Source organism: Agrobacterium tumefaciens str. B6 (assembly GCF_001541315.1).
Lineage (GTDB): Bacteria > Pseudomonadota > Alphaproteobacteria > Rhizobiales > Rhizobiaceae > Agrobacterium > Agrobacterium radiobacter.
Window position 1 is genome coordinate 1 of the sequence record NZ_LMVK01000006.1, and the last position, 12,566, is coordinate 12,566.

At 59.6% G+C, this 12,566-nt stretch carries 7 protein-coding genes; 1 reads left to right on the plus strand and 6 read right to left on the minus strand.

Annotation, left to right across the window (positions count from 1 at the left end):
• The first annotated feature begins 544 nt into the window (after positions 1-544).
• Positions 545-2,491 carry a M23 family metallopeptidase gene (locus ASB65_RS06520; RefSeq protein WP_060723386.1) on the plus strand — a complete coding sequence of 649 codons (1,947 nt, stop codon included), beginning with the start codon at positions 545-547 and terminating at the stop codon, positions 2,489-2,491.
• An 83-nt stretch (positions 2,492-2,574) separates the two neighbouring features.
• Here ASB65_RS06520 and clpB read toward each other — a convergent pair whose 3' ends face one another.
• From clpB to ASB65_RS06555, 6 genes are all read right to left on the minus strand, one after another.
• Positions 2,575-5,199 carry an ATP-dependent chaperone ClpB gene (clpB, locus tag ASB65_RS06525; RefSeq protein WP_060723387.1) on the minus strand — a complete coding sequence of 875 codons (2,625 nt, stop codon included), beginning with the start codon at positions 5,197-5,199 and terminating at the stop codon, positions 2,575-2,577.
• 367 nt (positions 5,200-5,566) lie between these two features.
• Positions 5,567-6,358 (minus strand): DUF4167 domain-containing protein, encoded by a 792-nt coding sequence (locus ASB65_RS06535; protein ID WP_060723388.1) that lies wholly within the window; start codon positions 6,356-6,358, stop codon positions 5,567-5,569.
• 383 nt (positions 6,359-6,741) lie between these two features.
• Positions 6,742-7,611, minus strand: coding sequence for a peptide chain release factor N(5)-glutamine methyltransferase (prmC, locus tag ASB65_RS06540; protein ID WP_060723389.1), 870 nt, complete (start codon positions 7,609-7,611; stop codon positions 6,742-6,744).
• The gene (gene prfA / locus ASB65_RS06545; protein WP_003508763.1) at positions 7,608-8,687 is read right to left on the minus strand and encodes a peptide chain release factor 1; all 1,080 of its coding nucleotides are present in this window, start codon (positions 8,685-8,687) and stop codon (positions 7,608-7,610) included. Before prfA ends, prmC begins: the two co-directional genes overlap by 4 nt.
• Before the next feature lie 29 nt (positions 8,688-8,716).
• Positions 8,717-10,984: a phosphoenolpyruvate--protein phosphotransferase gene (ptsP, locus tag ASB65_RS06550; RefSeq protein ID WP_003508762.1), complete on the minus strand. Its 2,268-nt coding sequence runs from the start codon at positions 10,982-10,984 to the stop codon at positions 8,717-8,719.
• Between the two features lie 175 nt (positions 10,985-11,159).
• Positions 11,160-12,437 (minus strand): aspartate kinase, encoded by a 1,278-nt coding sequence (locus ASB65_RS06555; RefSeq protein ID WP_003508761.1) that lies wholly within the window; start codon positions 12,435-12,437, stop codon positions 11,160-11,162.
• Between the last annotated feature and the right edge of the window lie 129 nt (positions 12,438-12,566).

Genomic DNA, 12,566 nt, shown 5'->3' on the forward strand with positions numbered 1-12,566 from the left:
CTTCTCATATTCAATTGTCAAAAAACAGACCGTATCAAACAGTCACAAAATCATTCCCCCAAAGCCTAAACCCCGGGAAACAAACAAGCTATCAGCCCATCCGCTTGATTTCTTTAGAACGAAAGTCGTCGTCGCCAGCAGCGCCGCCGCCCTCGTTCAGTGAGCGGACTTATAAATCCACCCCACCAAACAAGTCAACACAGCAATATCAAAAAAATCAAGAAATGTGACAGATCCCTGATTTTAAAAGGGAATTTCGTTTTCACCAGCCGATCGGCTTAAAACCGCCCCGCCGTGCCTGTGGTTTTGCACAGGAGAACAGCCCAACGGGCGGCAAGGCGGGTCTCGCGCCTTCTTTTAGCCCCCTTCCTCGCTAATTGCTTTGCCAACGAAGCGTTAATACGAGACATGCCCGCGCGTGTCCTTATATGGGCTGTTGCGGCATGTCCGCCGGTGCGTCGACCGATTTGACTCACAGCTTTGAAAGTTGCACACCTTCGCCTGAAGTTTCTGGAGAACGCATGACCGACGGGGCACAGCTGGTATGACTGCGGATCGCAATGTGATCCGGTCGCTAGGCACAGAACCGCCAATTCTGGCGGAAGGACGCCGTGCACCCGATCGCCGCGAAATTTCGCTCAGATGGCTTTCCGGCACGTTCCTGACCGGCATTACCTCTTCCATATTGATGGGCGTGGCGCTGTTTGCCGCTCTCGACGGCCGCCAGCAGCTTGCCATTCCCGCCGAAGCCTTCGCCAAGGCGGATATGGGCAACAACGCTACGGAAGCCGCCCGTCGGGGCACACGCCTCGTCGCACCGAATATCGCGGCCCGGCCATCCGACCGGTCGATCATGGAAGTCTCCACCGTTATCAATGAAGGCGACAAGGAAGTGGTCCGCAAGGTCCCCTTCTCCCACGTCAAGATCCCGCTGGCGGCAAATTACGCCAAGCAGGACGACTATCCCGCCTTCGATCCCCTGAATATTTTCGCGAGCAACGAGGACAAGGACGCATCGGCGCCCGCACCAAGCCGGACTGGAACGATCTACGGCTCCGAGGTGGAATCCGAAGTCAGCCTGAAGACAGTCGCCTTTCCCGTTCAGCACTCCAAATATCCCTTCGCCGGCTCCCTGAGTTTCGACGAGGTTGAGGAGGCGGTACGTTCGAACGGCTCGATCCTGACGGATGGCAACGAACAGCTTACCGCGCTCTATTACATCGACCCCCGCCGTTTCGATAATGATGAAGGCGATGTCGATATCACCGCCGGCCTCGCGGCCCGCGTCGTTGAACAGAACATGTCGGTTTCGACCCCGCAGTCAGCCTCGGTGCCCGTCAAGGAATATGCCGACGACGTGATCCCTGCCCGCCAGACCGAGACCATCGAAGCCGCCCTCTTTGGCGCCGGCTATTCGAAGGCACAGTCGTCGGAAATCGCAAGCCTGCTGTCGCCGCAACTCCAGTCGAACAATGTCGAAAGCGGCGACGTGCTGCGCGTCGGCATTATTCAGGAAGACGACAAGAGCGACATCGTGCGCGTGAGCCTTTACCGCAAGGGCCGCCACATGGTCACCATGGCCATTGATGACCGCAAGCGTTTCATCAAGGCCAGCGAACCGCCGAAGCTCGACGCGGTGGCGACCGCCTTCGACAGCACCCCGGCACCTGCCGCCGGTCGCGATCTGCCGAGCGTTTATGACGGTGTCTACCGTGCGGCCCTGGCTTACGGCATGAACCAGAGCATGGTTTCCCAACTCATCAAGCTTCTGGCCAGCAGCGTCGATTTTCAGGCGCAGCTCAAGCCGGCGGATACGCTGGAAGCCTTCTTCTCCGTGGAAGACGCGGATGGCAAGGCGACGGACAAGTCGGAACTGCTCTACGTCAACGCCAAGTTCGGCGACAACGAGACACGTTTTTACCGGTTCCAGAATCCCGACGATAACAGCATCGATTATTTCGACGAGAACGGCAAAAGCATCCGGCAGTTCCTGTTGCGCAACCCCGTTCCTAACGGCCGCATGACCTCAGGTTTCGGCATGCGCCGCCACCCGGTTTTGAAGTTCAGCCGCATGCATACCGGCACCGACTGGGCCGCCGCCCGCGGTACGCCGATTATCGCGACGGGCAACGGCACCGTCGAGAAGGCCGGATGGGCCTCGGGTTACGGTAACCAGACCCTGATCCGCCATGCCAATGGCTACGTCTCTTCCTATAACCACCAGAGCGCCATCGCCAAGGGTGTCACCGAGGGCTCCAAGGTCCGGCAGGGCCAGGTCATCGGTTATGTGGGATCGACCGGCCTTTCGACCGGCGCGCATCTGCATTACGAGCTGATCGTCAACGGCACCAAGGTGGACGCGATGAAGGTGCGCCTGCCGGGTGGCAAGTCGCTTTCCGGCGATGCGCTCGCGCGGTTCTCCGATGAGAGAAAACGTATCGACAATCTGCTGAATATTGACGAAAAGCCCAATCAGGTGGCGAGCCGCTAATTCGCCGGACCTTTACCGCCCGAAAAGCTGCCAAATGAAAAGGGCTCCGTTTCCGGAGCCCTTTCGTTTTATGCCGCATCGGCTTATGCCGCATCGGCCGTTTCGGCTTCGGCCTCGCCCTTTGCGGGCTTGACCTTGAACAGCAGCCGGTCGGTGCCCGAGGTCACCTTGACCCGCGAACCGTCAGGAACTTCGCCGCCGAGGATCATTTCGGCAAGCCTGTCCTGAACCGCCTTCTGGATCACCCGCTTCAGCGGACGCGCGCCGTAAGCCGGATCGTAACCCTTGTTGGCAAGCCAGCTGCGGGCATCCTCATCCAGTTCGAGCGAAATCTTGCGATCGCCGAGCAGCGAGATGAGACGCTTCAGCTGGATTTCGACAATTGCACCCATCTCATCGCGCCGCAGGCGGTGGAAGAGGATGATATCGTCGATACGGTTGAGGAATTCCGGCCGGAAATGCGACCGGACCCGCTCCATCACCAGATCACGAACCGAATCCACATCGTCATTGTCGCCCATCTGCGTCATGAATTCCGAGCCGAGGTTCGAGGTCATGATGATGATGGTGTTCTTGAAATCGACGGTGCGGCCCTGGCCGTCCGTCAGACGGCCATCATCCAGCACCTGCAGCAGGACGTTAAAGACGTCAGGATGCGCTTTTTCAATCTCGTCGAACAGCACGACCTGATAGGGCCGGCGGCGAACCGCTTCCGTCAGGGCACCGCCCTCTTCATAACCGACATAGCCGGGAGGTGCGCCGATCAGCCGGGCAACGGAGTGTTTCTCCATATATTCCGACATGTCGAGACGAACCATCGCGGTTTCGTCGTCGAACAGGAAGCGGGCCAAGGACTTGGTCAGCTCGGTCTTGCCCACGCCCGTCGGGCCGAGGAAGATGAACGAACCGATCGGCCGGTTGGGATCCTGCAGGCCGGCGCGCGAACGGCGAACCGCCTTGGACACCGCCTGAACAGCCTCGCCCTGCCCGACAACGGACTTGGCAAGCTCGTCTTCCATGCGCAGCAGCTTTTCGCGCTGGCCTTCCAGCATCTTGTCGACCGGAATGCCCGTCCAGCGGGAAACGACATGGGCGATGTTATCGGCCGTGACAACTTCCTGAACCATCGAACCGACACCGCTGCTGTCGCGGGCTTCCGCCGCAGCCAGTTCCTTTTCGAGGCCGGGAATGATGCCATAGGTCAGCTCGCCAGCGCGCTGGAACTGGCCGTTGCGCTGGGCAATTGCCAGTTCGTTGCGGGCTTCGTCCAGCCGCTTCTTCAAGTCTGCGGCGTGGCCGAGCTTCTGCTTTTCCGCCTGCCAGCGGGCCGTCAGCGCATCTGCCTTTTCTTCCGTATCGGCCAACTCGTCCTCGAGCTTCTTGAGGCGGTCGGCGGAGGACTGGTCCGTCTCCTGCTTCAAGGCTTCGCGTTCGATCTTCAGCTGAATGATGCGGCGATCCAACTCGTCCAGTTCTTCCGGCTTGGAATCCACCTGCATGCGAAGACGCGAAGCGGCCTCGTCCATCAGATCGATTGCCTTGTCGGGCAGGAACCGGTCGGTGATGTAGCGGTTGGAAAGCGTCGCAGCTGCAACAAGGGCGGAATCCGAGATACGAACCTTGTGGTGCTGTTCGTATTTTTCCTTCAACCCGCGCAGGATCGAGATCGTGTCCTCAACGGTCGGCTCATCCACCAGCACAGGCTGGAAACGGCGGGCAAGGGCCGGATCCTTTTCCACATGCTTGCGATATTCATCGAGCGTGGTGGCGCCGACGCAGTGCAACTCGCCACGGGCAAGCGCGGGCTTCAAGAGGTTGGACGCATCCATCGCGCCATCGGCCTTGCCGGCGCCGACCAGCGTGTGCATCTCGTCGATGAACAGGATGATGCCGCCGTTTTCGGCCTGCACCTCGTTCAGCACAGCCTTCAGACGCTCTTCAAACTCACCGCGATATTTCGCACCGGCAATCAGCGCGCCCATATCGAGCGCCATCAGCTTCTTGTCCTTCAGGCTTTCGGGCACATCGCCATTGACGATGCGCAGCGCAAGACCTTCGGCAATCGCCGTTTTACCGACACCGGGTTCACCGATCAGCACGGGATTATTCTTGGTACGGCGCGACAGGACCTGAATAGTGCGGCGAATTTCGTCGTCGCGACCGATCACCGGATCGAGCTTGCCTTCGCGGGCTTCCTCCGTCAGATCGCGCGCGAACTTCTTCAGCGCGTCAAAGCCCTGTTCGGCGTTGGCGCTGTCAGCCGTGCGGCCCTTGCGGATGTCGTTGATGACCTGATTGAGCGCCTGCGCCGTTGCACCCGCCTTCTTCAGGGAAGCCGAGGTGGAAGCGGAGCTTTCAATGGCAAGCGCCTGCAGAAGACGCTCGACGGTGACAAAACTGTCCCCGGCCTTCTTGGCAATATCTTCCGCGGTCGAGAACACTTTGGCGAGCGGCGCGGTGAGCGAAAGGCCACCATTTCCACCGGAAACCTTGGGCAATTTCGCAAGTGCCGCATCATTGGCAAGACGCCCTTCCTTGGCGCTGCCGCCGGCGCGCTCGATCAGCGATGCCGCCATGCCCTGCTCGTCATCGAGCAGAACCTTCAGAACGTGTTCGGGCGAAAACTGCTGATGGTTTTCGGCAAGCGCAAAGGTCTGCGCCGATTGCAGAAAACCACGAACGCGCTCGGAGTATTTTTCAATATTCATAGTCGAACCTCCATAGACCGGCCCGCCCGCTTTCGGCACGGCTCCGGGTGTTAGGGTTGAGGCTCCCTCAAAAGGCAAGCCCCGCTACGACAGCCGTGTTCAAAGGATTTCACGATCGCCGCCTCTTGAAGGTCGGTTGCCGGCGAATGCGGCTTCCGTCCTTCCTGCACGAATATGGGAGGCATTTTCATCGGTTTAAAGGGGAGAAAATCCACCATCCGGGAAATTTTCATACGAACCGACAGGCGTCAATTCGCCGCGTGAAATCCACGCTGACGGCCAGCGGAATGTTCATAGCCAATCGCAAAAAACAAAAAACTCCGGCAAGCCGGAGTTTTTCGATCGCAGAGTGGTTTGCAGAAGCTGCTTATTCGGCAGCGTTCTCAAGCGTGGCAGGTGCAGCGTCGTCACCGGCCGGCGCATCTTCGCCTTCGGCGCCTTCCGCAGCGGCGGTGCGGCGCGGGCGGCGCGGGCGCGGCCCTGTTGCACGGCGTGTCTTCGGTGCACGTTCAGCCGCCGGAGCTTCCGCCTGCTGCTGCTCTTCCTCAACGGCCACTTCCATGGGAGTGCCTTCGATGACCGGCTGCGGCGCCTGGCTGGCGTCGTAAACCGGCGGCTGCTGTTCGGCGGCCACCTGCGGCTGGCGTGGCTGACGTTCCTGCCGCTCGCGGCGGTCCGGACGCTCACGACGCTCCTGGCGCGGTTCGTTCCGCTCAGTACGCTCCTGGCGTTCGGGCTGCTGCGCGCGCTCGACCTGTTCGGCCTGCTGCTGCGGTGCAACGCCGCCTTCATCGCCGTCATTCACATCCATATCGTCGCCATCGGCACCGCTATATTCGCCGCGATCGTCGCGCTGGAAGCGTTCCTGCATCTGGGCCTGAGCCGAAGCGATGATGCGGTTATAATGTTCAGCGTGCTGCAGATAGTTCTCAGCGATCACGCGGTCGCCGGAACTCTGCGCGTCGCGCGCCAGAGCCGCGTATTTTTCCGCTATATGCTGGGCTGTGCCACGGATTTTAACATCGGGGCCGGAGCTGTCATAAGTCCTGGTGAGCGGGTTGCCGCCCTTGCGGTTGAAGTTGTTGTTGTTACCGCCACCATTGTTATTGTTGTTGCTTCCACGCCCCCGGCCGCGCTTGTTTTGCTGTCCTGGCCTCATCAATTGCTCACCTGAATTCTGTTTTGCTGACAATCTGGTTGTTTTCATGCAATTCCGGGCGGAAAACCGCTGGAAATTTTTCCTGAAATTGCTCCATCACGCGCCTTGCCGAAGATAACCCCGGGACAAGACCTCGCGTATGACGACCGGCTGCGCAAATGCTGCACCGAGCCGCCTGCGAACAAAGTTTACTGATTCACATGCCGGAAACGCCCAGCCTTTCAGGGCTCTCAAAAGAACCCGCTTCGGGACTGACCCATACCCTGACGAATCTGTGTTCGTCCTCAGCCACCCGGCATGTGGCCGCAAACTATCCCGCTTCATGCGGAAATCCAAGCCTTTTCTTTTGCTGTGCAAAAAATCCGCAGACATATCGCGAACAACTATCTCCGGAAGGTCAAAACTCTGTCGTTACCGCCATAATCCTTCACGGCGTCCAGAAGAGAGAAGCCGTGGGAAGCAAATATAGCGGAAACATCAAGCCTTTGATCGAAACCGATCTCCACACCGACAATCCCGTTTTCCACAAGAAAGCGGCCTGCATCGGCAGCGATGAGGCGGTACGGTGCAAGGCCGTCCTGACCTCCGTCCAGCGCCGTCATCGGATCGTGGTTACGAACCTCTTGGTCAAGCGTTGCGACGATATCAGTCCTTATATAAGGCGGATTCGACACAATTATGTCAAAGCTGCCAGAGATTTTTTCAAACCAGTCGCTGCGTATGGTCTCAAAGCGCGCGCCAAGATCATTTCGGGCCGCATTCCTGGCCGCCGTTTCCAGCGCATCGGCGGAAATATCGCTGCCGATGCCGGTGGCATCGGGGCATTCTTTCAACAGCGCCAGACAGATCGCGCCCGTGCCGGTGCCCATGTCGAGAATGCGGGCGCTGCCCTTGGCGGAGATGGCTTTTTTCAGCTCCGGCAACAGCGTGTCGACCAGAACTTCCGTATCCGGCCGGGGCTCGAGCGTCTCCTTTGACAGAAGAAGATCGAGGCCATGAAATTCCCGGTGGCCGAGAATGCGGTGAACGGGTTCGCCATTCGCCCGCCTGTCGATCATGGTGGCGATACGGGCGCGTTCTTCCGGCGTAACGACACGATCAGGCTTCATCACGAAATCGGTCAATGAAAAATCGATGACCTCCGCAATCAGGAGCCGTGCATCGAGAAGCGGATCATCGATCCCTGCCGCCTGCAGCCTTTTGCGGGCGGCGGCAAGCGCGCTCGCAACGCTCGCTTCGGCCGCCGTGCTCAAAGCTGCTCGCCGAGCTGGGCAAGCTGACCGGCCTGATAATCGGCGATCAGCGCATCCACGAGTTCATCGATTTCGCCCTCGATCATCCGGTCGAGCTTGTAGAGCGTGAGGTTGATGCGGTGATCGGTGACACGACCCTGCGGGAAATTATAGGTGCGAATGCGCTCGGAGCGGTCGCCGGAACCCACCTGGCTCTTGCGGTCCGCCGAACGTTCGCTCTCCACTTTCTGGCGTTCGATATCGTAAAGCCGCGAGCGCAGAACCTGCATGGCCTTGGCGCGGTTCTGATGCTGGGATTTCTCCGAACTGGTGACGATCAGACCTGTCGGAAGATGGGTGATACGAACGGCCGAGTCGGTGGTGTTGACGTGCTGGCCGCCCGCACCGGAAGCACGCATCGTATCGATGCGAATGTCTTCCGGGCGAATTTCGACGTCGATGTCTTCCGCTTCCGGCAGCACGGCAACCGTGGCGGCCGAGGTGTGGATGCGGCCGCTCGCTTCCGTTTCCGGCACGCGCTGCACCCGGTGTACGCCGGATTCGAACTTCAGCTTGGAAAATACCCCTCGCCCGCTGATCGTGGCGATGATTTCTTTGTAACCGCCCGCTTCACCCTCGCTGGCGGAAAGCACTTCGACTTTCCACCCCTTGGTCGATGCAAAACGCTCATACATGCGGAAGAGATCACCGGCAAAAAGTGCCGCCTCGGAGCCGCCGGTGCCGGCGCGGATTTCAAGGATCGCGCTTTTTTCGTCCGCCGCATCCTTCGGCAGCAACAGGACCTGCATGTCCTTTTCAAGCTCGCCGATGCGGGTCTCGATTTCCGGCAGCTCCATTTCCGCCAGGTCGCGCATATCCCTGTCGGTCGTCTTGTCAGCAAGCAACGCCTCGAGATCGGCCGCTTCGGAGACCGCCTTCTCGTATTCGCGGATCTTCTTCACCACCGGCTCGAGTTCGGAATATTCCGAAGCCAGCTTCACATAAACATCCGCTGCAGGCCCGGCCGACATACGCGCTTCGATCTCGCCGAAACGTCTTTCCAACTCGCGCATTTTTTCGACGGGAAGCTTCGCCACCAGTCACTCCAATATTGAAACAGGTCTTTTTAAATGGGAATGGAATGCGTCGCCGCAAAGCGTAACAACACCTCGCGCGCACTTTCCAGCGAATTATGGTCGTCCAGCGCCGCGTTCAGCTCATCGGCAAGGCGCGCGGCATCAAGCCCGAGCAGCATGGCCTTCACGGGGCCGATCGCCGTCGGCGACATCGAAACCGAACGAAAACCGAGACCAATCAAAGCCATGGCCGACAGCGGCTTGCTCGCCATTTCACCGCACAGCGTCACCGAAGTGTGGTGCCTTTCGCCGGCGCGCACGATATCGCGCAGAATGCGCAGGAACGGCTTGCCCAAATTATCGAAACGATCCGAAACACGAGCATTGCCGCGATCGACCGCCATCGAGAACTGGAACAGGTCATTCGAGCCGACGGAGACGAAATCCACCTCCTGCATCAGCTCATCGAGCTGCCACATCAGCGAAGGCACTTCCAGCATCGCGCCGAATTGCAGCTTTTTCGGCAGCGCGTGGCTGAATTTCGAGAGATGCTGCACTTCCTTCTGGAGAAGGTCGCGCGCGGCGCGGATTTCGGACACTTCCGTCACCATCGGCAGCATCATGCGCAATTCAGCACCGGAGGCGGCGCGCAGCAGCGCGCGCATCTGCGTGCGCATCAGGCCCGGACGGTCGAGCGACAGGCGGATCGCCCGCCAGCCAAGCGCCGGGTTTTCCTCTTCCTGGCCGCGCATATAGGACACAACCTTGTCGCCGCCGATATCCAGCGTGCGGAAGGTGACGCTTTTTCCCTTCGCCTGCCGCAGAACGGACCGGTAGAAAGCCTCCTGCTCCTCGCCCTTCGGCATGTTGGAGGCAATCATGAATTGCAGCTCGGTGCGGAAAAGGCCGATGCCGTCAGCGCCGGATTCCTCCAGCTGCGGCAGGTCCACGAGAAGGCCTGCATTCATTTTCAAGTTGACCTTCTGGCCATCCTTGGTGATCGGCTCGACATTACGAAGCGCGCGGAACTGCTCCTGCCGCTTGGCACGCAGGCGAACTTTTTCCTCATAGGCGCGCTGCAGATCCGACATCGGACGCAGATGCACCTGACCGTCATCACCATCGATGATGATGGGATCGTTATTTTCAGCAAGTGCGACGATGCCCGTCGCCTGCCCGATGATCGGAATGCCCATGGCACGCGCCACGATGACGACATGGCTCGTCACCGCGCCGTCTTCGAGCACAAGACCGCGCAGTTTTTCGCGCGGATAATCCAAGAGTTCGGCGGCACCCATGGCGCGGGCCAGAACGATGGCGTCGAGCGGGAAATCCTGCTCGGGACCACGCCCGCCGAAACCGATGAGCTGGCGCAGCAGCCGGTTGGCGAGATCGTCGAAATCATGCATGCGTTCGCGCAGGTAAGGATCGGTCAGGCGCATCATGCGCGCCTTGGTGTCGCTCTGCACCTTTTCGACAGCCGCTTCCGCCGTCAGGCCGTTGCGGATCGCCTCTTCCATGCGGCGTACCCAGCCCTGATCGTGGGCAAACATGCGATAGGTCTCGAGAACTTCGCGATGTTCTCCCTCGGTCGGCACGTCACGGCGCTGCAACATGTCGTCGATCGACAGGCGTAGCGACCCAATGGCATCGGCAAGACGCCGGATTTCCGTATCCGCATCTTCATTGAGGAGATTGGTGACGACAATGCGGGGATCATGCAGCACGACGTGACCAAGACCGATGCCTTCGCCATAGGCGTCGCCATCGATGGAAACGGCACGCGTCAGATCAAGCTCCACACCGGGGCGGGTGATCTTTTTCAACTCGCCGCTCGCCACTATTTCAGCGATAAGCATCGCGGTTGTCTCGAGCGCTTCAATTTCATCCTCCCGGTATGTTCGGCTGGCCTTGTTCTGGACCACAAGAACGCCAAGAGTGCGACCGGAGCGCAAAATCGGCACGCCGAGGAAGGAATGATAAATTTCCTCACCGGTTTCAGGAAGATAGCGGAAAGCCGGATGCGCCTGCGCATCGGAAAGATTGAGCGGCTGGGCCGAAGCGGCAATCGTGCCGACAAGACCCTGCCCCATTTTCAGCTGTGCGAGATGCACGGCATCCTTGTTGAGACCTTCGGTGGCGTAAAGTTCCAGCACGCTGTCGGAGCGCAGCACGTAGACCGAGCAAACCTCCGCCACCATGTTGCTGGCAATCTGACGGACGATCTGGTCCAGACGGTCCTGCGGTTCAAGGTGCTCCGCCATCATTTCGCGCAGCCGCTTGAGCAGGACGCGCGGACCTGCGGAAAGGTCTCTCATCGCGTTTGCTCCCCGACGCTTCCGATCCGAATGTCATAATATTCGAGAATCAAAACGTCATTTAAAAATTTATAGCGCGAGAAGCGCGTCCCGCAAGGGACACGCTTTCATGAAACGCCACATCGGAAGAACGCAACTCCGAAGAATCGGAGCATCGGGAACCGATGTCTCGGCTTCAAGCCTTATCGAGGCCGTAGGCGGAATGCAAAGTGCGGACCGCAAGTTCGGCATAGGCGCCGTCGATCAGGATCGAAATCTTGATCTCGGACGTGGTGATGGCCTTGATGTTGATATTCTTCTCGGCAAGCGCCTTGAACGCGCTGGCCGCAACGCCCGCATGGCTGCGCATGCCGATACCGATCACCGAAACCTTGGCGAGACCCGTTTCGTTCTGCGCGACGTCGAAGCCGATCTGGGCCTTGTTGTCATCCAGAACCTTCAGAGCCTTGGCAACATCGCCCGAGGGAACGGTGAAGGTCATGTCGGTGCGCGAACCATCTTCGGAGATGTTCTGCACGATCATGTCGACATTGATATGCGCTTCCGCGAGCGGCCCGAAGATCGCGGCGGAGACGCCCGGACGGTCGGCCACGCGGCGCAGCGAGATCTGTGCTTCATCCTTGGCATAGGCGATGCCGGTTACGACTTCCTGTTCCACGATTTCATCCTCGTCACAAATCAAAGTACCGGGCGGGTTGATGAGGTCGCCCATGCCCGGCGCATCGGGATCCTCGAAACTGGAGCGAACGAAGGTGCGCACCTTGTGTACCATGGCAAGCTCGACCGAGCGAACCTGCAGAACCTTCGCGCCGAGAGACGCCATTTCGAGCATTTCCTCGAAGGCGATCTTCTTCATGCGGCGAGCCTTGGGCTCGATGCGCGGATCGGTGGTGTAGACGCCATCGACGTCAGTGTAGATGTCGCAGCGATCCGCCTTGACGGCGGCAGCGATGGCGACAGCGGACGTATCCGAGCCGCCGCGACCGAGCGTCGCGATGCGGTTGTCAGGACCGATACCCTGGAAGCCGGCAACGACGGCAACCTGGCCTTCGCCCATGCGGTGGACGATATCCGAACCGTCGATCTCGAGAATGCGGGCGGCGCCATGCGCATTGTCGGTGCGGATCGGAATCTGCCAGCCCTGCCAGGAGCGCGCATTGATGCCCATGGATTGCAGCGTGATCGCCAGAAGACCCGATGTCACCTGTTCGCCTGATGCGACAACCGCGTCATATTCGCGCGCGTCGAAGAACGAAGCGGCGTTGGCGCCGGCAACCTTCGCGGCGTTCTGCACCCAGTCCACCAGCTCATTGGTTTTGCCGGACATGGCGGAAACGACCACGGCCACTTCATGGCCGGCATCCACTTCGCGTTTCACATGCCGTGCGACATTGTGAATGCGTTCGAGGTTCGCGACGGACGTGCCGCCGAATTTCATGACAATGCGAGCCATAGCCTTGACCAGTACCATCCCATTTTCCCGCCGGCTCCCTCTGGAAACGGACGGACAAGAACAAACCCAGTCGGCCCTTCCTGACAAAGAGCCTCAAGTTGCGGGTCTCTTAGCGAAAAGGCGGGGGGC

Coding starts and splice junctions, on each gene's coding strand:
- ASB65_RS06520 (WP_060723386.1), top strand. CDS start 545: ATGACTGCGGATCGCAATGTGATCCGGTCGCTAGGCACAGAACCGCCA.
- clpB (WP_060723387.1), bottom strand. CDS start 5,199: ATGAATATTGAAAAATACTCCGAGCGCGTTCGTGGTTTTCTGCAATCG.
- ASB65_RS06535 (WP_060723388.1), bottom strand. CDS start 6,358: ATGAGGCCAGGACAGCAAAACAAGCGCGGCCGGGGGCGTGGAAGCAAC.
- ptsP (WP_003508762.1), bottom strand. CDS start 10,984: ATGAGAGACCTTTCCGCAGGTCCGCGCGTCCTGCTCAAGCGGCTGCGC.
- ASB65_RS06555 (WP_003508761.1), bottom strand. CDS start 12,437: ATGGCTCGCATTGTCATGAAATTCGGCGGCACGTCCGTCGCGAACCTC.